The organism is Hungatella sp. SB206, from assembly GCF_051132295.1.
GTDB classification, from domain to species: domain Bacteria; phylum Bacillota; class Clostridia; order Lachnospirales; family Lachnospiraceae; genus Hungatella; species Hungatella effluvii.
The window spans coordinates 3,654,963-3,675,049 of record NZ_CP096603.1 but is presented as its reverse complement, the minus strand read 5'-3'; the positions used below and the strand labels follow the sequence as shown (position 1 = coordinate 3,675,049).

At 51.0% G+C, this 20,087-nt stretch carries 14 protein-coding genes; 4 read left to right on the top strand and 10 right to left on the bottom strand.

Going from position 1 to position 20,087, the window contains the following annotated elements:
* Nucleotides 1–8: 8 nt before the first annotated feature.
* A complete protein-coding gene (locus M1L66_RS16100) occupies nt 9–1,415 on the bottom strand; it encodes a hypothetical protein (protein ID WP_207729139.1) in 1,407 nt (468 codons plus the stop codon).
* A gap of 490 nt (nt 1,416–1,905) precedes the next feature.
* On the opposite strand from M1L66_RS16100, the gene M1L66_RS16095 reads away from it, so the two are divergent.
* Complete coding sequence (locus M1L66_RS16095) at nt 1,906–2,190, top strand: hypothetical protein (protein WP_002604221.1); 285 nt, start codon at nt 1,906–1,908, stop codon at nt 2,188–2,190.
* A 26-nt stretch (nt 2,191–2,216) separates the two neighbouring features.
* Here M1L66_RS16095 and M1L66_RS16090 read toward each other — a convergent pair whose 3' ends face one another.
* From M1L66_RS16090 to yicI, 5 genes are all read right to left on the bottom strand, one after another.
* Entirely contained in the window at nt 2,217–2,981 is a 765-nt protein-coding gene (locus M1L66_RS16090) for a response regulator transcription factor (protein WP_187022138.1), read from the bottom strand.
* Nucleotides 2,974–4,728: a sensor histidine kinase gene (locus tag M1L66_RS16085; RefSeq protein WP_187022139.1), complete on the bottom strand. Its 1,755-nt coding sequence runs from the start codon at nt 4,726–4,728 to the stop codon at nt 2,974–2,976. Before M1L66_RS16085 ends, M1L66_RS16090 begins: the two co-directional genes overlap by 8 nt.
* Nucleotides 4,729–4,740: 12 nt before the next feature.
* Entirely contained in the window at nt 4,741–5,832 is a 1,092-nt protein-coding gene (locus M1L66_RS16080; protein ID WP_187022140.1) for an ABC transporter substrate-binding protein, read from the bottom strand.
* Nucleotides 5,833–6,214: 382 nt separating this feature from the next.
* The gene (locus tag M1L66_RS16075) at nt 6,215–7,240 is read right to left on the bottom strand and encodes a hypothetical protein (RefSeq protein ID WP_434694118.1); all 1,026 of its coding nucleotides are present in this window, start codon (nt 7,238–7,240) and stop codon (nt 6,215–6,217) included.
* Between the two features lie 87 nt (nt 7,241–7,327).
* Nucleotides 7,328–9,580, bottom strand: a complete 2,253-nt coding sequence (gene yicI, locus M1L66_RS16070; RefSeq protein WP_187022142.1) for an alpha-xylosidase — start codon at nt 9,578–9,580, stop codon at nt 7,328–7,330.
* Between the two features lie 213 nt (nt 9,581–9,793).
* On the opposite strand from yicI, the gene carB reads away from it, so the two are divergent.
* A complete protein-coding gene (carB, locus tag M1L66_RS16065) occupies nt 9,794–13,021 on the top strand; it encodes a carbamoyl-phosphate synthase large subunit (protein WP_187022143.1) in 3,228 nt (1,075 codons plus the stop codon).
* Nucleotides 13,022–13,069: 48 nt separating this feature from the next.
* On the opposite strand, the gene M1L66_RS16060 is transcribed toward carB, so the two are convergent.
* From M1L66_RS16060 to M1L66_RS16045, 4 genes are all read right to left on the bottom strand, one after another.
* The gene (locus M1L66_RS16060) at nt 13,070–14,257 is read right to left on the bottom strand and encodes a radical SAM/SPASM domain-containing protein (RefSeq protein WP_187022144.1); all 1,188 of its coding nucleotides are present in this window, start codon (nt 14,255–14,257) and stop codon (nt 13,070–13,072) included.
* Nucleotides 14,257–15,078: a metalloprotease gene (locus tag M1L66_RS16055; RefSeq protein WP_187022145.1), complete on the bottom strand. Its 822-nt coding sequence runs from the start codon at nt 15,076–15,078 to the stop codon at nt 14,257–14,259. Before M1L66_RS16055 ends, M1L66_RS16060 begins: the two co-directional genes overlap by 1 nt.
* Nucleotides 15,079–15,340: 262 nt before the next feature.
* Nucleotides 15,341–16,852 (bottom strand): catalase, encoded by a 1,512-nt coding sequence (locus M1L66_RS16050; RefSeq protein ID WP_187022146.1) that lies wholly within the window; start codon nt 16,850–16,852, stop codon nt 15,341–15,343.
* A 127-nt stretch (nt 16,853–16,979) separates the two neighbouring features.
* The gene (locus tag M1L66_RS16045) at nt 16,980–17,411 is read right to left on the bottom strand and encodes a GNAT family N-acetyltransferase (RefSeq protein ID WP_187022147.1); all 432 of its coding nucleotides are present in this window, start codon (nt 17,409–17,411) and stop codon (nt 16,980–16,982) included.
* 301 nt (nt 17,412–17,712) lie between these two features.
* Between M1L66_RS16045 and tdh the strand changes: the two genes are divergently transcribed.
* Nucleotides 17,713–18,765 carry an L-threonine 3-dehydrogenase gene (gene tdh, locus M1L66_RS16040; protein WP_434694115.1) on the top strand — a complete coding sequence of 351 codons (1,053 nt, stop codon included), beginning with the start codon at nt 17,713–17,715 and terminating at the stop codon, nt 18,763–18,765.
* Between the two features lie 19 nt (nt 18,766–18,784).
* The gene (locus M1L66_RS16035; RefSeq protein WP_187022148.1) at nt 18,785–19,984 is read left to right on the top strand and encodes a glycine C-acetyltransferase; all 1,200 of its coding nucleotides are present in this window, start codon (nt 18,785–18,787) and stop codon (nt 19,982–19,984) included.
* Nucleotides 19,985–20,087 lie beyond the last annotated feature (103 nt).

Sequence of the window (20,087 nt, the reverse complement as noted above, 5' to 3'; positions counted from 1 at the left end):
GTGATCGTTTACTGAGCAGAATCGCTGTATTTTGTCAGCAGCTCAATCCAGCTTCCTACTGTAAAGGATACGTCCGCACAGTATTCCGGATCTTCCAGAACCAGTTCGCCGTCAGTGGTCCACCACTCATATCCTCTGTCGTTCTTGCTGTCGAATTCGTTCTCGCCCTTGTCATTGTAGCCGCCCTTGCTGTGGCCGTAGATCTTTTCGGTCTCTTCCATAACCTTCGGGTTAGAGGAGTAACCGCCCATATCTTTGCCCCATGCGGAGAATCCGTCTGCTGTGTTGGTCATATAGGCGATGAATGCACAGGAGGTCCACGGAAGCGGGCTGTTGTTGGTCAGGAATAAGTAATGGCAGTAGCCGTAGCCGCCGATGCCCTTGTAGCCATCCTGGTAGGCTGCAACTTTAATATTGTTGACGGATACTTCCGAAGATTCCTCAACGGAACGAAGCTTTGAATATACGAGAAGTCCGCACTGGTCTGTAGCAGTCTTGGATACCAGGGTGTTGCAGATCGGGCCGTCATCGGTCTGTTCATTGTAATTTTCTACCCAGAGTTTGATCCATGCCAGGGCGTAGGCGCCATTTTCACCGAGTCCCAAATCTTCGGCATCGGTTGCCATCTCATCGACCACCGGCTTGAAATACGCCTGTTTACTGCTGTCTAACGCATCATATGCCTCTTTTAACCATCCGGCGTACTTATCTTCTGTCAGCATGTATAGGAAGTTCTTTCCTACAACCTCTGAATCAATGTCCATGTATAACGGGTGAACGCCTTCTGCCACGAAATCCCAGCAGTTATTGAATTCCGCATTTCCGGTGGAATTGTACATGAATACCTTGTTCAAAGTCTGCAATGGAAGGAATCCTGTGTAAGCGTCTGCTGTAGTGCCGTTGGCATCTGCCCATTCCTTCGGAATAAAGGTCTTTAAAATACCGGTCTGAACCATCTTGGATTCGATCTGGTTGCCATCCTGGATCAGAGTCATGGCAAATGTTCCGGAAGACTTCAAAGAGTCAGCCGACAGCTGTTCGAAGATCTTATTATTCTTTGGCTGCTGCCACTCATATTCCATGGTATAGGAAGGATCGATGGACTGTAAGTATTCGATGAACAGCGGTAAAGCGGTCTTTCCACGGCTGGAGTTGCCAACTCCGTAGAAGGTCTTTCCGTTGGACTCTTCGATTGCCTTCTTTGCCAGTTCTTCCATGCTCATGGTCTGGGCTTCTTTAATAATCTTTTCCACTTCCGAAAGATTTGCATCGTCCACTTTCGGTTCCTCTGCCTTTGCATCGGTCTCGGGGGCCTTTGTCTCCTCCCCCTTCGCGGCCTCTGTCTGAGCCGCTGGTGCTGCGGTCGTTGGATCCGCCGCTTTAGAACCGCATCCGGCAAGTGTTGCCGCCAACATGGTACTGATTAGAACTGCTGATAAAATTTGTTTTTTCACTTCTTACTCCTCCTTGTTATGAGCACTTGGAGACCGTATTTTGGTCTCCTACGTGCGATACATGTCATCTCCACTTAGCGAGGTCTTTCACGAGCTTAGTGGAGTGGCTTCTTATTTCCTGCCTTTTCGATGCTGCAGCATCATCTGATGTAATTATTATATCTGGTCTCTTCGTCATTTTGAACTGGACAATACTGTTATTCCTTTGTGTATTCTGATATTTTTGTATGTTTTTCCTGTTCCTGCATCGGCATTATTATATATATTGCACATCATACCGACGTAACAGCTTAATGTAACTGTGTATAGTGGCGCTTTTTGCCGGTTTTAACTGTTTCTTGCCATACTTTTCGAAATCCCCCGCTTATGCTATACTTGATACAATACAGAAACAATCTCCCCAACATTTATTTCCAATCATTATTTCCACATGAAAAGGAGCCGTCATCCCATGAAACATTATATCATTGTAAAATTTTCTGAAACCGTCAAAGAGAAAGAAGCCCTGTATCCGGAAATAGAAGTCCTGTTTAAAAAGGCAGAAAAAATAGAAGGTATACACCAGGTATCCTTCTATCCTTCCGTGATTGATCTGCCTAACCGATACGATTTCATGATTTTAATAGAGCTGGAGCGCGAGGCGCTTGCTGTTTTCGACGCTTCCGATATTCACCGTGACTGGAAAGCAAAGTACGGCAGCTTACTCACTGCCAAGACGATCTTTGACTGCTGCTAAAGCGCCGAATAGCCTTAAGATTGGCCTTAAGAATTCACAGCCTGGTATTCGGAGGGGGTGACGCCCGCTATTTTCTTAAATGTGCTGGAGAAATAAGTGATATCCCGGTAGCCGACCATCTCTCCCACCTCATACACCTTATAGCGGCAGTTGGTCAGAAGCTTCATCGCCTCCCTGATTCTGCACCGGGTTATATAGGCCATAACGGTGTAATCCGTCTCTTTCTTGAACAGATGGCTTAAGTGTCCTTCGCTGATTCCAAGAGATTCGGCGATCGTTCCCACACTTAAGTCACTGTCATTGTAATGCTCGGTTATGTAGGCGATTGCCTCTTTGATATACCGGCTCTTATCACCCGTCTTGATTCCGGGAGAAAGAATCTTTGACTCCTCCTGACGTTCCTTTTCTTCCCGTTCTTTTACCAGCTTATCGCGCACCCTGCTGACTGCGTCCTCCAGTTCGCCATCCTCAAACGGTTTCAGTAAATAATCGAAAGCCAAAAGCTTTAACGCGTTTCTGGCGTATTCGAATTCGCTGTAGGCGGTCAGAAAGATGACGGAGACATGGTTTCCCTCCTCCCGAAGGACTCTTAGCATCTCGATTCCATCCATCTTCGGCATCCGGATATCGGAGATGATCAGATCCGGGTTGTATTTGCGGCACGCCTCCAGGCCCTCGAGGCCATTGGCCGCCTCTCCGGCCACCATGCAGTCTAAGGACGCCCAGTCCGTCTCCATGACAATTCCTTTTCTTACAAATACCTCGTCGTCAATTACCAATACCTTAAGCATCTCCTAACTCCTCTCCCTGTCTGACCGGAATCATGATGGTCACCTTCGTGCCTCCTTCTTCCGGTCTGCAGACCGACAGCCCATACTCTGCACCGTAGTGCAGCCGGATAATCGTATCCACATTGTAAAAACCGATATGTCCCAGCCGGAGCAGATCTTCCTCTCCGCCCTCTGACGGTATGCCCGCTCCTGCCGTCCGATTATTTAAATGGTTCAGTACCTCGTCGCTGATTCCGCAGCCATCATCCATCACCTCTATAAAGAGCCGCTCCTCCTTTGAAAATGCCCTGACGAGGATATGGCCTTCCTCACAGTCTCTCAGTCCGTGTATCATGGCGTTTTCCACAATTGGCTGAACGACCAGTTTCGGAACCACACAGTCTGCAAGCTCCTCTGGAAGCTCGTAATCGAAACAGAATTTCCCCTGAAAGCGGATCTTCTGTATCTCCGCGTAGCAGCCCACAAGCTCCAGTTCCTCCTTCAGGGTGATAAACTGGGCATTGGATATGCTGGTTCGCAGAATCTTTGCCAGCTTTGCCGCCAGGGTGGCAATCTCCGGGATGTGGTTCGCCTTGGCGACCCATTTCATCGTATCCAGTGTATTGTACAGGAAATGGGGATTCAGCTGGGCCTGCATCATTGCGATCTGTACCTCGTTTAGCTTCTTCTGCTGGCTGACCTGCATTTCCATATAGGTCTTAAGCTCCGACGCCATGGTGTTGAAGCTGCCGGACAGCTGGCCGAACTCATCATTCCTCGTGGAAATGACCCTCACGTCGAGATTTCCGTTCTGCACCTCGTGCATGGCCTCATTCAGGCTCTGGATCGGACGCGACAGATGGTTGCTCATCTTCGCTGCCACCGCCACACAAAGCATCAGACTGGCGGCCGTCATGACGATCAGCACGCTGTACATGGATTTCGTCGTATCAGCCGTAAATACCTTCGGCCGCAGAAAGACGCTGTAGAGTCCCGTCCCGTCGATCTCAGAAATATAGATGCTGTTATTATGAAATGGCTCATCAACTGCCGCGCCCGCCATCAGTCGGTGCCTCAGAACCGTCCCGATCTCCTCACGGACCGCGGTTCCCGTACTGTAGACCGTTTCCCAAAAGCTGTTTAAGATACAGACGCCATCCTGGCTGCCGTAAGTTCCGCCCAGAATCTTTTCAAAATTGGAGCCATTGATACTCACAAGAACATACCCCACGCTGCTGTCTTCGGAATCCAGGATAGGACGGGCGGCCCGCAGCAGAATATTGGACGATCCTGAATATTCCTTCTCACGCCGTACGGTCATCTCGTCCGGGTGAGCCTCTGCCACCTTTAAGATTCCCCAGTAAACCGGAAGCTGGGTATGAAACATGCCTGCGCCGGTAGAGTAGAGGCAGACGCCCTCTTCTGAGTAGAGATCAAACTGAGCCATCTCCCGCAGGCTGGCAGTCTCCTCGTACAGCTTCGCATAGACCGCGCTTCTGCCCCGGTTGCCGGATTCCCTGATGGAAGCCGCAATCTCCGGCTCTTCGCTCAGACGCAGCGTCACCTCATCGATGGTCTGAAACAGGGTAGTCAGCTTTTCTTCCATGACAGCCGCCTGTTCCATATCTTTTTTCTGGTAGTCGCGTTCCAGTTTCACTTTGAACATCTGAATCAGGAAGATACAGCTGAGGACCAGAGGAAGCAGCGCGACGGCCACAAAACTTACGAGAAGTTCCCGTTTAAACGATTTTCTGATAAAGTTCCACATGGCGATTCCTCTCTACCGGATCAGTTCCGACCACAGCGCCAGGATCTCATCCTGATGCGCGCTGGCCCATTCGAGATCAAAATCCATGATCTTCATCTCCTCACCGGCCGTTTTCATCTGTAAATCCTTCCTCACTGTCCGGCGGCAGAACTGGTCCATAATCAGATTCTGGACATCGTCGCTGACCGTAAAATCAATGAACAGCTTCGCGTTGTCCTCGTGGGGAGCCCCCTTGACCAGGGCACAGCCGTCCGGCACGGTGCTGGTGCCTTCCTCCGGATAAATCATGGTGATATCCGCCCCTTTGGCTATCCGCTTTTTTGCTGTCTCCTCCAGCGTGATCCCGACGAGATGAATTCCCGTACTGACCTCATCCACGACCTCCCCGGAACCGGCTGAGACCTTTCCATCCAGAGCGGATACAAAGTCCTCCATCAGCTCCCGCTCGTCCATGTCAAGCACCTGAATCATGGTAGCGAGAGCCGTATAGCTGGTACCCGATTTTCCAGGCGCCGCAAATGCGATTTTCCCCCGCCACTCGTCATCTAAAAAGTCCTTCCAGCTGTGAGGCGCCGCCTCCGCACTTACCAGCTTGTTGTTGTAGATAAACACGATAGGAAGCTCCGTAAACGCGGTCCAGCTGTCATCCGGAGACAAATACTGATCGTCCAGTTTATCGCTCAGCTTACACCGGTACGGCTCAAAATACTCCCGGTAAGCCTCATAGCTTTCCACTCCGCCTCCGAACATAATGTCACACGTCTGCTGTCCCGCTTCCCGGCCGATGGCCTCTAAAAGCTCGGTGGAACCGCCGTCCCTCACCTCGACCCATATGCCGGTCCGCTCTTCGAACTCCCTGATAATAGGGCCGTATACTTCCTCTTTATGGGAGGTGTATACGATCAGCTTTTTGTCTTCGCTGACTCCGTAACCTTCCGCCTGCCGACTGCCCCCGGTTCCGGCCGCGGCCGCGGGACCGGTTTCTTCTGTTTTGCTGCATCCATATAAAACGGCGGACAGCAGGATCAACAGGGCCATACATATCAAGGTCCTGACAGCCTGCTTCCGCCGAATTTGTTTTTCCGATCTGATAAACTCGTCCATAAGTCCCTCCCCCTGGAGCTTCACTTTTTCCATTATACCATCTTAGGGAGAGATTTCCAATATGGACTCATACTCTTATTTTCTGTAATGTTGATACACTGCATACGATTAGTGAGACTGCGGCTGAAGGAATACGAGTGAATTACAGGCAGATACCGCCCTGCATCATACTTTCCGATTATGCGTATACCATAAGGGTAACAAAATAACACGCTGTTTATAAGCGTTTTCCTGTCGCTGGTCCTTATGGCTGTGATGTACAGATAATCGAAACATGATGGCTTCCTCCTTCTCTCTTAACTGACTTTATACTATCATGTTCTATCCAGGATGTCTATATCCTGGCAGTATACAGGCGCGGGCGATCGACTGAGAGGCGGATTTACGAGATCCACGCCCCGTCGCTCCCCACATAATACCCATCCGGCGTCGTAGTATTTGCGAGCATCACTCCGCTGTCGCTGCAGTAGTACCATTTGGAGTTCCACTGGACCCAGCCGGTTACCATGTAGCCGGTCTCATTAAAATAGTACCAGACGTTGTCGATGTACTGCCAGTTGCTCACAGTATAGCTCCGGTCTGCGTTGCAGTACCACCAGCCGATGTCATCCTTTAACCAGGCCCCGCTACCGGCCGTGGCCCCCGGACCGCTGGCGCCCGAGCTGCTTCCTGAGCTGCTTCCATCGGAGTTGTCATCGGAGCTGCTGTTGGAACTGATTTCAGCGGCTTCTGCGGAGGTCACATACCAGGACTCCGACTCCTTCCAGCTTCCCTTGTTTGAAGAATTGTAGACTCCGCGCACCTGGAAGGTGTAATATCCGCCTTTCGTTATGTAGCTGCCGAAGTGGTAGCTGGTTTTGGTCGTGGTAATGACGGAGGTGACGGCGGTGCTTCCCCTGTAAAGGCGGATCTCATACTTTTTAGCTTCCTCATTTTCATTCCAGTAGGCGGTCCCATCCTCCGCATCCCAGTCCAGGCCGTCTACATCCAGATCGTACTCGCTCTCTCCTTCCAGTGCCTCCAGGGTGATCGAGACGACGAGAGTGCTGCTGGTACGGCTCACCGAAGTGGCCGTGCCGTCATTTCCGGTTAAGTTGACGTCTCCCTTCGAAAAACCGGAGGCAAAGTAGTAATCATCGGCCGCCTCCAGAGTTACCTTGATCTTCGGCTTGTCTCCGTCCTCCCACTCGTCGGAAGGTTCATTCTTTATCTCCACCTCTTCCACATAATACTTGCTGGAAATTGTGGAGACCGACACATCTGCTCCGCTGCTTCCGACTTCAATATCCGAGGCGATCCGAAGGGATACGCCGCTTATCTTCGTACTCGTGGCCGCCATGGCTGTAAATGGACTGGTCATCAGTACTGCCGCCAGGAAAAAAGCTGTCACTCTTTGCACAATACGCATATATGTTCCTCCTCTTTCTGTTCTGTAATAAAAGTACCACAGAAAGCTGAAATATACCTGAAAGAGTCAAAAAAATACTGACTGTATTTAACCGCAGACTACGGAAAGCAGGTCCTTCCCCAGAACTTCATACGTATAATTACCGTTTCCGCCATTTACAAAGAGAGAGATTCTGTTTCCTTCTCTCCGTGCGCAGGCCGTCATCACGATTTTTCCGGACAGGTCCGTCACAGCCGATGCAGCCTCCATACCATCCTCCGGCAGAAACAGAAGAAATTTCGCCCCTTCTGCGTAGTTGTAATCAGGTTTTTCGCTGTTTGCGCCAACTGCGATCACACTTCCGGGACGGACCATAAGCGGCAGGGAGAAGTAATCGTGGGTCTCCTTATGCCAGCGTCCGCCTGTCACGGCTTTACCGGTCAGCAGGTTCACCCAGGTTCCCTCCGGCAGATAGTATTCCACCTCCCCGGATTCCTTAAAGACCGGAGCAGCTAACAGGGAATCACCCAGCATATACTGTTTATCCAGCGTTTCGCAGGCGCGGTCGCCCGGAAATTCCACGAACATCGGCCGCATCATCGGAATACCTTCCTCGTGAGCCTTTACCGCCTGAAGATAGAGATACGGCATCAGTGCACATTTCAGCTTTACGAATTTCCGAAGCACACAGCACGCCTCCTCGTCGAAGAGCCACGGAACCCGGTAGGATGAGGACCCGTGAAGGCGGCTGTGGGAACTCAGGAGGCCAAACTGGCACCATCTTTTGTAGATGTCGGCCGGCGCCGTATTCTCGAAGCCGCTGATATCGTGGCTCCAGAAGCCGAATCCCGCGCATGCCAGGGAAAGGCCGCTGCGGATAGTCTCCGCCATGGAAGAATACGCCGCGGAACAGTCGCCGCCCCAGTGTGCGGGAAACTGCTGGCCGCCCACCGTCGCGGACCGTGCAAATACTACTGCTTCCCCGGTTCCGCGCTCCCGTTCCAGAAGTTCAAAGACCGCCCGATTATAAAGGTATGTGTAATAATTATGCATCTTCACCGGATCGGAGCCGTCAAAATATGCAATATCCTTTACTGGAATCCGCTCACCGAAATCCGTTTTGAAGCAGTCCACGCCCATGTCCAGAAGCGTCTTCAGCTTTGCCTGATACCATTCCACTGCGCCGGGATTTGTAAAATCCACCAGTCCCATACCAGCCTGCCACATATCCGTCTGCCATACGTCCCCGTTTGTCTTTTTCATCAGGTATCCCAGCCTCATCCCTTCCTCGAATAACGGGGACTTCTGTCCGATATAGGGATTGATCCACACACATATCTTCAAACCTCTGTCGTGATAGCGCCGCAGCATGCCTTCCGGATCCGGAAATGTCTTCGGATCCCAGGTGAAATTGCACCACTCATACGCCTCCATCCAGTAACAGTCAAAGTGAAAGACGTGCAGGGGAATGTCCCGGTCCGCCATACCGTCAATAAATCCTGAGGTCGTCGACTCGTCGTAATTGGTCGTGAAGGAGGTGGTAAGCCACAGACCGAAGGACCAGGCCGGCGGCAGAGCCGGCCTTCCGGTCAGCGCCGTGTATTTGGATATGGTCCCTTTAGGCGTGGAGCCATTGATCACACAGTAATCCAGGCGTTCACCTTCCACAGAGAACTGTATACGCTCCACCTTCTCACTGGCAATCTCATAGGCAGCATCCCCTTCGTTTTCTAAAAGCACGCCATATCCTTTGTTAGTAATGTAAAACGGAATGTTTTTATATGTAATCTCACTGGCCGTTCCGCCGTCTTCATTCCACATCTCAACAGACTGGCCATTTTTTATGAACGGGGTGTAGCGTTCTCCCAGCCCGTAGACATACTCGTCCACGTCGAGGGCCAGTTGTTCCACCATGTAGCATTTTCCGGTCTCCCGGTTTGTCATGTGAGCCATATTTCGAAAGCCGGTACTTGTCAGTTCCCGGTCGCCATCCAGAAAACGAATCCCCCAGGAATTGGGCCTCTTGTCGATTACCGCGGTCGTTCGTCCGCTTCTGTAACGGATCTCCTCATCGGTCTCCTCGACTACGGTGCGAGGTGATGTCCCGTAAATCCTGGCAAAGGGACCGCGGCAGACCGTTCCGTCGAAATGGCGGACCGAAACCCGTATGACATCCTCCATTGGGCTGGTCAGCCGGATCGTCAGCATGCCCAGATTCAGACAGTCGCCGCGGTCTGCTATGTGTTTTCCCGGCGCATAGACGATCAGTTCGTTATCGTTCCGTCTGCTGTCCGCATACTCTACCGCATAAAGCGGTGTAATCTCCTTTTTTATACACCAGTATCCTTCTGTAAATTTCATCGTGTCCCTCCTGAAACGGCGTCCCGTTTTCTCTTTCATTTTCTTTTATTATAAGTAATTATAAGCACTGAATATAAATACGGGAAGGTTGAAAATTCACCCACCCCAAAAGGAAAAAATATGCATTATTTTTGCAAATTATTGAAAAAAATACTTTCAAACTGAGCCGCCTTATACTAGAATAGACTGAAGAGAAAAAAGGAGGACATTATTATGTCACAGAGAACGGATATTCACAAAGTACTAATTATCGGTTCCGGCCCGATCATCATCGGTCAGGCATGCGAGTTTGACTACTCCGGTACTCAGGCCTGCAAAGCGCTTCGGAAACTGGGATACGAAATTGTACTGGTTAATTCCAACCCGGCTACGATTATGACAGACCCGGAGACAGCGGATGTAACTTACATCGAGCCACTCAATGTGGAACGCTTAGAGCAGATTATTGCAAAGGAACGGCCCGATGCCCTGCTTCCAAATCTCGGCGGCCAGTCTGGCTTAAACCTTTGTTCTGAGCTTAATAAAGCGGGAATTCTGGAAAAATATAACGTACAGGTCATCGGTGTACAGGTGGATGCCATCGAACGCGGCGAGGACCGTGTCGAATTCAAGAAGGCCATGAATGAACTCGGAATCGAGATGGCGCGCAGCGAGGTGGCTTACAGTGTGGACGAGGCGCTGAAGATCGCGGACCAGCTGGGCTATCCGGTCGTTCTGCGCCCGGCTTATACCATGGGAGGCGCCGGCGGCGGTCTCGTATACAACAGGGATGAGCTTCAGACAGTCTGCGCCAGAGGCTTACAGGCCAGCCTGGTAGGCCAGGTTCTGGTAGAGGAATCCATTCTCGGCTGGGAGGAACTGGAGCTGGAGATTGTCCGTGACAGGGAAGGACGTATGATCACCGTATGCTTTATTGAAAATATAGATCCGTTAGGCGTTCATACGGGAGATTCTTTCTGTTCCGCCCCCATGCTGACCATCTCTGAAGAATGCCAGAAGCGCCTTCAGGAACAGGCTTACCGAATTGTGGAATCGGTGCAGGTGATCGGCGGCACCAACGTGCAGTTTGCCCATGATCCTGTTTCTGACCGCATTATTGTCATCGAAATCAATCCGCGTACCTCCCGCTCCTCCGCACTGGCTTCCAAGGCCACCGGCTTCCCCATCGCCCTTGTGTCCGCCATGCTGGCTACCGGCCTGACCTTAAAGGACATTCCGTGCGGAAAGTACGGCACCCTGGACAAGTATGTGCCGGACGGCGATTATGTGGTTATCAAGTTTGCCCGCTGGGCATTTGAAAAGTTTAAAGGCGTGGAGGACAAGCTTGGAACCCAGATGCGTGCCGTCGGCGAGGTTATGAGTGTCGGCAAGACCTATAAGGAAGCCTTCCAGAAGGCGATCCGCAGCCTGGAGACGGGGCGTTTCGGTCTGGGCCATGCGAAGGATTTCGATACTTACACGAAAGAACAGCTTCTCCACATGCTGATTACCCCTTCCAGCGAACGCCATTTCATCATGTATGAGGCACTGAGAAAAGGCGCTTCTGTGGAAGAAATCCATGAGATTACCAAGGTTAAGGCCTGGTTTATCGGGCAGATGAAGGAACTGGTTGAGGAGGAGGAAGCACTCCTCGCCTGCAGAGGCGGACTCCCGTCTGACGAGATGCTCACCACTGCTAAAAAAGACGGTTTCTCCGACAAATACTTAAGCCAGCTGCTCCAGATTCCGGAAGAAACCATTCGCAGCCGCCGTATCGCCATCGGTGTGGAGGAAGCGTGGGAAGGCATTCATGTAAGCGGTACTGAGGACAGCGCTTACTACTACTCCACCTATAACGCGCCGGATCAGAACCCGGTCAGCACAGCCAGGCCGAAGATCATGATCCTGGGCGGCGGTCCCAACCGGATCGGCCAGGGCATAGAATTCGATTACTGCTGTGTACACGCCTCTCTCGCCCTTAAGAAGCTGGGCTTTGAGACCATCATCGTCAACTGTAATCCAGAGACCGTATCCACCGATTACGATACCTCGGACAAGCTGTATTTCGAGCCGCTGACGCTGGAGGACGTGCTGAGTATTTATAAGAAGGAACAGCCGGCAGGCGTGATCGCCCAGTTCGGAGGCCAGACACCGTTAAATCTTGCGGCGGATTTGGAAAAGAACGGCGTGAAGATTTTGGGAACACCGCCTTCTGTCATCGATCTCGCCGAGGACCGCGATTTATTCCGGGCCATGATGGAGAAACTGGAGATTCCGATGCCTGAGTCCGGTATGGCAGTGGGCGTGGAAGAAGCGCTGGCAATCGCGGCAAAGATTGGCTATCCGGTGATGGTTCGTCCTTCCTACGTACTGGGTGGACGCGGCATGGAGGTCGTCTACGACGACGAGAGCATGATCGGTTACATGAAGGCCGCAGTCGGAGTGACTCCTGACCGTCCGATTCTGATCGACCGTTTCTTAAATCACGCGATGGAATGTGAGGCAGACGCCATCAGCGACGGCACCCATGCGTTTGTGCCCGCAGTCATGGAACATATCGAGCTGGCCGGCGTTCACTCCGGTGACTCCGCCTGCATCATTCCGTCCGTACAGATTTCTCCGGAAAATGTGGAGACTATCAAAGAGTACACCCGCAAAATCGCGGAAGAGATGCACGTGGTCGGTCTGATGAATATGCAGTACGCCATAGAAAATGATAAAGTATACGTTCTGGAGGCCAACCCGCGCGCTTCCCGTACCGTACCGCTGGTATCCAAGGTCTGCAACATCCGTATGGTTCCGCTGGCTACTGATATCATCACCTCCGAACTGACCGGGCGTCCGTCGCCTGTGCCGGCTTTAAAGGAACAGATTATTCCGAACTACGGCGTGAAGGAAGCGGTATTCCCGTTCAATATGTTCCAGGAAGTAGACCCGATCTTAGGGCCGGAGATGCGTTCTACCGGAGAAGTGCTGGGACTCTCCCACTCTTACGGCGAAGCGTTCTATAAGGCCCAGGAGGCGACACAGAACAAACTGCCGCTGGAAGGAACCGTACTTATTTCCGTCAACCGCAAGGATAAGGCAGAGGTCGTGGACGTTGCGAGAAGTTTCCATGAGGACGGATTAAAGATCGTGGCAACCGGTAATACCTACGAATTGATCCAGGCCGCCGGAATCCCGGCGACGCGCGTCAACAAGCTCTACGAAGGACGCCCCAACATCCTGGATATGATCACCAACGGACAGATCCAGTTAATTGTCAATTCCCCGGTCGGAAAAGACAGCATCCATGATGACAGCTATTTGAGAAAGGCTGCCATCAAGGGGAAAGTTCCGTACATGACCACCATCGCTGCCGCCAAAGCAACGGCCAGCGGCATCCGGTATGTGAAGGAACACGGACATGGAGAGGTTCATTCCCTCCAGTCTCTCCACAGCGAGATCAGGGATAAAGAATAACCTTACTTTTCTAATGTAAGAATTCAAAAGCACCGGCAACGGTTGAACTCAATCGTTGTCGGTGCTTTTATGCTTTATCGGAAAAATTGGGTCATTGGAAAACTGCGTGCCACGTTTTTCCGGTTTCACCATGTCTTCCACCATGGAGATCAGTGGAAACACATCGTTGTAATGTTTCTGTATAAACATACCGTTTCGTTCCTGGAACAGCTGTTTGGCCAGCTTGTCAACGACTGGTATCACGATTCGTTCATGCTGGCACAGCATGGGGGCCACATGGTCTATACTGCCTGTCACCTGATAATTCAGGCAGCCGCAGTGACAGTTGCAGCGGCCCATGACGGCACAGCCCTTACACTCCTCTTTTTCCAATTCATTGCGTTCAAACAGTTCCGTACGCTTTTTCTCATCGATTCCGCCCACGACATCCCCAATCGAGAACTCTCTGTGTCCAACAAACTGGGTACAGGGATAGAGGAGACCGTCAGGGGCGACGGATATCTGTTTACGCCCCAGCTCACACCGTTCGTGGCAGTACTGTTTTCCCTGTATATGGCTGGCTATCTTCACCTCAAAGGGGCTGAAATAGAATTTTTCCTCCCGCTTCGTCAGTTCATAGTAAAAATCAGCCAGTTCCCGGTACTGGCGTCTTAATTCGTGAACCGATTCCTTCGTCCAGTTCCCCGCGTAATTCAGGCTGCATATAAAATAATGAAAACCCTTCTGCCACAGTTCCTTCACCCCCTGCGCATACTCTGCCGCTGTTTCCGGTGAGACGGTCATCATCACCGGCGCATAGGGGCGCGAGACCAGGAGCATGTCCGTCACGGCTTCCAGGCGGTCATACGTGCCCGCTCCGCTGTGATCCCGCCTGAAGAAATCGTGAGCCGCTCTCGTTCCGTCGTGGGACAGAGCGATAAATATATTCTCTTTTCGGGAAAACTCCAGAAAATCCCGGTCCAGCAGCGTTCCATTGGTCGTCATCTTAAAATGAAACCGGACAGGACTTTCCCGTTCCATGGTCCTGCAGTATGCCACCGTATCGCGAATCGTATCGCAGCACAAAAGAGGTTCCCCTCCAAAGAATATAATACCGCAGGAAGGCTCTCCAAAAGCGGCTGCCAGACGGACTGCGTGTTCCGCGGTGGAACGGTTCATATACTCCGGTTTCTGACATACGTAGCAGTAACCGCACTGCAAATTACAGTCATTGGTCAGGTGCAGGGTCATATGCATCAGATTACCCCCTGCCCCTTCAGCCAGTCTATGAAGTCCCTTACCTGCGCCTTTAAATTCTCTTCGGCAGCTGCCCGTGCCATCTCATCCTGCTCTTCTGACATAGCCGCCCAGTAGTTTCCTTCTCTGCCTTCGTACTTCTTCTGGATTTTATTGTACTCTTCGATCAAATCGCTGTAATAATAAGGATCATAGAATATTCCCACGACCTCTTCCGGAGAAGTCTTTTCCAGGCTTTTTTGCAGCCTCACCGCGGTATTCCGCATCGCATAGTTCTCTACGGTTGCATATACGCCTTCTTCCGTCTCCTTCCAGTTCCCGACATCTGATTTGGATACAAACTCAATGGCGATCTTCTTATCCGGATCCCAGCCATCTGTCTGGAGACTGCCTTTCACCGTTTTTTCTTTCGTCTTTTCTGGTTCGGGATAGATATGTGTGACGGGAAGCTTTACATTTTTTAACTCCGGCGCGGCCTCCTGTGTCAGTAAGAGGCCGCCGTAGGTTTCCGCCTCTGCCCGTATGATCTCAAATGCCTCCTCTTCAGACAGAAAGTATGGCGAAACGACAGAAACACAGCCGTAGGCTCCGCTTCCACCGCCGTGAATAAAGACCGGAGCGACCCGGTCCGATACTTCCTGGACGCCTTCCGTGCTTGCACCGCAGGCGCTTAAGGATACGGTCAGACCTAATGCAGTCATAACGTATGCGTTCTTTTCCCATCTGGACGGAATTCGTCTCATCAGCTGCGGATCCGCCAGTATCTCCTCTTTTACCGGGTATCCGGGATTTTTATATCTGGTTACCGTTTTTACCTTCATAGCTCATCCTCCTCTGCGGGAATTCGCTGTGTGCTTCCTCTGTGTGCTTCCGCGTCCGGTTACTGTTTTCTATTAGAAAAGTATACCAGATTGTCCGGATGAAAGCAACATTTGCCCGATGAAGGGAATCAGTACGGTACCTCCGACGCAGGAAAAAGCAAGGCTTCTTAAGTCTTCCCCAAAAGCCTTGCTTTTTCCTGTATCTTCAATAATAGAAATCTGCTTTGACGATCCCCGGACGGAACCATCCCTTCCTTGTATATCACTTTAGCGTAGCCTGAATCAGCTTCTCATGGCTGTGAGGCTCCGCCAGTTCCAGAACGCGGTTTAAGTCAAGGCCCATGGCCTCCGTGATCCGGATGCCATACTCTTCATCGGCCCAGTAGCAATGAACGGCATGGCGGTATTTAATATTCTCCGTGACAGACGCAATATTTCTCGCGGTGTTGCCGATCAACAGCTCCCGCTTGTCCTCTTTCAAAACTCTCCACAGGTCGCCGCCTGCCCGGAAGCAGTCGTCTGTTGGATCATCCTGGGGATCATAGGCATACATCGCCCCGGATAAATCCAGCGGCGGTTCCATGACGTCAGGCTGAGCGGCCCAGTCTCCCATGCTGTTCGGTGAATATGCGGGAGCGCCGCCGTAATTGCCGTCCGTCCGCATGAGTCCGTCTCTGTGGTAATCGTGAACTTCGACCTTGGGACGATTAACCGGAATCTGATTGTAGTTGACGCCAAGACGGTATCTCTGCGCGTCGCCGTAGACAAATAAGCGGCCCTGCAGGAACTTATCCGGTGAAAAACCAATTCCGGGAACGACATGGGCCGGTGTAAACGCGGACTGCTCGACTTCTGCGAAATAGTTTTCCGGATTGCGGTTTAACTCCAGCACGCCCACCTTCTGAAGCGGGAATTCCTTATGACGCCAGATCTTTGTGATATCAAACGGGTTTTCATAATGATTCCGCGCCTGTTCCTCTGTCATAATCTGGACATACATAGTCCAGCGCGGATATTCGCCTTTTACGATCGACTCATACAAATCACGGCCATGGCTCTCCCTGTCTTTTGCGATCAGCGCCCCGGCCTCTTCGTCCGTCAGGTTTTTAATCCCCTGCTGGGTAATAAAATGGAATTTACACCAGAATCGCTCATTGTCTTTATTGTAAAAACTAAAGGTATGTTCTCCATAGAGATTCATATGACGGAAAGACGCGGGAATTCCGCGGTCAGACATCACAACGGTCGTCTGATGGAACGTCTCCGGCAGCAGCGTCCAGAAATCCCAGTTGTTCTGCGCAGAGCGCATGCCGGTCTGAGGATCGCGTTTTACCGCACGGTTCAAATCCGGGAAATTATGGACATCACGGAGGAAGAAGGTTGGTGTATTATTTCCGACCAGATCCCAGTTTCCTTCTTCTGTATAAAACTTAATTGCCACGCCGCGGATATCGCGCTCTGCGTCAGCCGCGCCCCGTTCCCCCGCTACCGTTGAAAAACGTACAAAAAGATCTGTTTTTGTGCCCTTCTGCAGCACCTTTGCCTTCGTAAAAGCGGAGATATCCTCGGTACATTCAAAGGTCCCATAAGCGCCCCAGCCCTTGGCATGCATACGCCTCTCAGGAATTACTTCTCTGTCAAAATGTGCTAATTTCTCCATAAGCCAGACATCCTGCATCATGACAGGGCCTCTCGGACCCGCGGTCAGCGAATGCTCATTTTCAGCGACAGGTGCTCCTACTTCATTGGTCAGTTTTTTCGCTTTTGTATCCATAATTACCTCCTTCTTTCATAATTTTATTATATTCCTACATTTCCCAAAAGTCAAAATATATTTGTATATATTGTATATGCATCGCCTCTATATGTGATATATAATTGTCAAATTACACAATATCTCTTTATAATTTTAAAATCATCTTCTGACAGGGATAATCAAAGACAACCAGTTCCTCCGCGTCTGTAAACCCGCAGGAATGGTAACATGCCCGCGCCGCGATTCCCTTTGGATCACCGTCCTGAAACGTAACGACAGAGACCTGATCGCCGGTTTCGAAGCACTCAGCCATCTTACGAATAAGCCCTTTTGCCACCCCATTTTTCCGATAATCCGGATGGGCTGCCAGAAACGTGAGTTCTTTTCCCGCCTTTGTGAATAGAATCAGACCTGCCGATGTGCCATTCCTGTCGTCTATGAAAGCCTCATTCATACCGATTGCCTCACTAAGTGCCGCCAGAAAATCCTCTTCCTTATATCCTGCAAAATCATCTTTCACCAATTCCATCATAGACAGAATCATTTCTTTATCTTCCTGTAGTACGTATCTTACCATAGTCCCTCCTTATGCCTGCCAATCTTCTGTATTACTACACAGTAGTTTAACACAGGCGACCGTCAGCAGCAACAAAAAATTGAGCCAGGAAAGCACTCAGGATTCCATCGGGATTCCCAAGTGTATGCCAGAAAAAAAACAATCGTTCGTGTTCGTGATACAAATACACTTCTTTCGAAAATGTCCGCCCAATGCGGAATATTTTTCTTGCTATTTGCCCTACCTCCCCTTATAATGTAGGTATCAGATACACGGAAACCGTATTTTTTCCATAATCAAGCAGTGTAAAGGGGGTAATATCATGCAGGAACAAACCATGTGGGCATTGACGAAAAAGAAACCGGAGGAAGGGCTCTGGATGGAGCGCGTGCCGGTTCCGGCCGTTGGACCGAACGATGTAAAAATCAAGATCCATAAGACGGCCATCTGCGGTACGGACGTACACATTTATCAATGGAATGACTGGGCACAGCACACCATTCCGATCGGCCTGACCGCAGGCCACGAATATGTGGGCGAGATCGTGGAGACAGGCGCGGGCGTAACCGGACATCAGGTGGGGGATCTGGTATCCGGTGAAGGCCATATCACCTGCGGTAAGTGTAGGAACTGTCTGGAAGGCCATAAGGAAAACTGCCGGGATGCAAAAGGAGTCGGTGTAAACCGAAACGGAGCGTTTGCGGAATATCTGGTGATTCCGTCCTCCAACGTGTGGCCCTGTAATCCGAATATTCCGGAGGAACTCTACTCCATCTTCGATCCGTTCGGCAACGCCACCCATACAGCGCTCTCCTACGACCTTCTGGGCGAGGACGTCCTGATTGCCGGGGCAGGCCCTATCGGTATCATGGCCGCAGCCATCGCAAAATTCTGCGGAGCGCGCCATGTGGTCGTGACGGATTTAAACGATTACCGGCTGGATCTGGCGAAGAAGCTGGGGGCTACAAGAACGGTCAACTTAAGAAAAGAGACGCTGGCCGATGTGATGAAATCCATCGGGATGACGGAAGGCTTTGACGTGGGCATGGAGATGTCCGGAAGTCCGGCCGGTCTTTCCGATATGATCCATAACATGAAGCACGGCGGTAAGATTGCGCTGTTGGGACTCCAGGGACGGGAAACCACGGTTGACTTGGAGACCGTTATATTCAATGGCCTGAATCTTCGCGGCATTTACGGCAGAAAAGTCTGGGATACCCGGTATAAGATGACCACCATGGTTCAGGCCGGTCTGGATATATCGCCGATTATCACTCACCGGTTTGATATCCGCGATTACGAAAAGGGATTTGAAGCTATGATTTCCGGACAGTCGGGCAAAGTAATTCTGGACTGGTCCCATATCAATGATTAAGGAAAAAGGAGATTTGAAAATGGCACGCAAAAACGATATTTTAAGTATTTATACGAAAGAAGTGGAAGACATCAGGGAAGCCGGCCTGTTTAAGGGAGAAGCACCGATCGCTTCCGCCCAGGGCGCCCGCGTAAAGCTGGAGGATGGCAGGGAAGTCATCAACATGTGCGCGAACAACTATCTTGGCCTTGGCGACAACCAGAGACTGATCGAAGCCGCAAAGAGAACGTACGACAACCGGGGCTACGGCATGGCTTCTGTCCGTTTCATCTGCGGAACCCAGGACATTCATAAGGAACTGGAAGCAAAGATTTCCAATTTTCTTGGAACAGATGATACGATTCTTTATTCCTCCTGCTTCGATGCCAATGGCGGCCTGTTCGAGACGATTCTCACAGAGAACGATGCGGTTATCAGCGACGAGTTAAACCACGCTTCCATCATCGACGGCGTCCGGCTCTGCAAAGCCAAACGGTATCGTTACAAAAATAATGATATGGCCAATCTGGAAAAGAAGCTTCAGGAGGCGGCGGCGGCCGGAGCAAGAATAAAGCTGATCGCCACTGACGGTGTTTTCTCCATGGATGGAATTATCTGCAACTTAAAGGGGGTCTGTGATCTGGCAGACCAGTACCATGCGCTGGTCATGGTGGATGACAGCCACGCAGTAGGCTTCATCGGAAAGCACGGCCGCGGAACGGCGGAATACAACGGTGTGGAAGGCCGCGTGGATATCATCACTGGTACTCTCGGCAAGGCCCTGGGCGGAGCGTCAGGCGGATACACTTCCGGGCGCAGGGAAATCATCGATCTGCTTCGTCAGAGAAGCCGTCCATACTTATTCTCCAACACTCTGGCCCCTGCGATCGTCGGCGCCAGCTTAGAACTGTTTGACATGCTGGAGGAAAGCACGGAGCTGCGGGATCATCTTGAGGAAACCACCGCATACTACAGAAAGCAGCTGACGGACAACGGATTCGATATCATTCCAGGAACCCACCCTTGCGTGCCGGTCATGTTGTATGATGAAAAACTGGCTGGAGAATTTGCAAAGAGAATGATGGCAAAGGGTGTCTATGTCGTGGCTTTCTCGTTCCCGGTCGTACCAAAGGGGAAGGCGAGAATCCGCACCCAGGTATGCGCAAGCCATACAAAAGAAGACATTGATTTTATTGTAAAATGCTTCATGGAAGTTCGGGAAGAAATGGGCCTTAAGTAAAGCGGATATTCGGTCTGCAGCCGTAAGGGTATAAGGAAAAGGAAGTGATTTCGGCGAATCACTTCCTTTTCCTTATATCATGCCCTTATATCATGTAAAATTA

What these genes read in the sequence shown, in the direction of transcription:
- M1L66_RS16100 (WP_207729139.1), bottom strand. Translation starts at nt 1,415, where the DNA reads ATGTTGGCGGCAACACTTGCCGGATGCGGTTCTAAAGCGGCGGATCCA.
- M1L66_RS16095 (WP_002604221.1), top strand. Translation starts at nt 1,906, where the DNA reads ATGAAACATTATATCATTGTAAAATTTTCTGAAACCGTCAAAGAGAAA.
- M1L66_RS16090 (WP_187022138.1), bottom strand. Translation starts at nt 2,981, where the DNA reads ATGCTTAAGGTATTGGTAATTGACGACGAGGTATTTGTAAGAAAAGGA.
- M1L66_RS16085 (WP_187022139.1), bottom strand. Translation starts at nt 4,728, where the DNA reads ATGTGGAACTTTATCAGAAAATCGTTTAAACGGGAACTTCTCGTAAGT.
- M1L66_RS16080 (WP_187022140.1), bottom strand. Translation starts at nt 5,832, where the DNA reads ATGGACGAGTTTATCAGATCGGAAAAACAAATTCGGCGGAAGCAGGCT.
- M1L66_RS16075 (WP_434694118.1), bottom strand. Translation starts at nt 7,240, where the DNA reads ATGCGTATTGTGCAAAGAGTGACAGCTTTTTTCCTGGCGGCAGTACTG.
- yicI (WP_187022142.1), bottom strand. Translation starts at nt 9,580, where the DNA reads ATGAAATTTACAGAAGGATACTGGTGTATAAAAAAGGAGATTACACCG.
- carB (WP_187022143.1), top strand. Translation starts at nt 9,794, where the DNA reads ATGTCACAGAGAACGGATATTCACAAAGTACTAATTATCGGTTCCGGC.
- M1L66_RS16060 (WP_187022144.1), bottom strand. Translation starts at nt 14,257, where the DNA reads ATGCATATGACCCTGCACCTGACCAATGACTGTAATTTGCAGTGCGGT.
- M1L66_RS16055 (WP_187022145.1), bottom strand. Translation starts at nt 15,078, where the DNA reads ATGAAGGTAAAAACGGTAACCAGATATAAAAATCCCGGATACCCGGTA.
- M1L66_RS16050 (WP_187022146.1), bottom strand. Translation starts at nt 16,852, where the DNA reads ATGGATACAAAAGCGAAAAAACTGACCAATGAAGTAGGAGCACCTGTC.
- M1L66_RS16045 (WP_187022147.1), bottom strand. Translation starts at nt 17,411, where the DNA reads ATGGTAAGATACGTACTACAGGAAGATAAAGAAATGATTCTGTCTATG.
- tdh (WP_434694115.1), top strand. Translation starts at nt 17,713, where the DNA reads ATGCAGGAACAAACCATGTGGGCATTGACGAAAAAGAAACCGGAGGAA.
- M1L66_RS16035 (WP_187022148.1), top strand. Translation starts at nt 18,785, where the DNA reads ATGGCACGCAAAAACGATATTTTAAGTATTTATACGAAAGAAGTGGAA.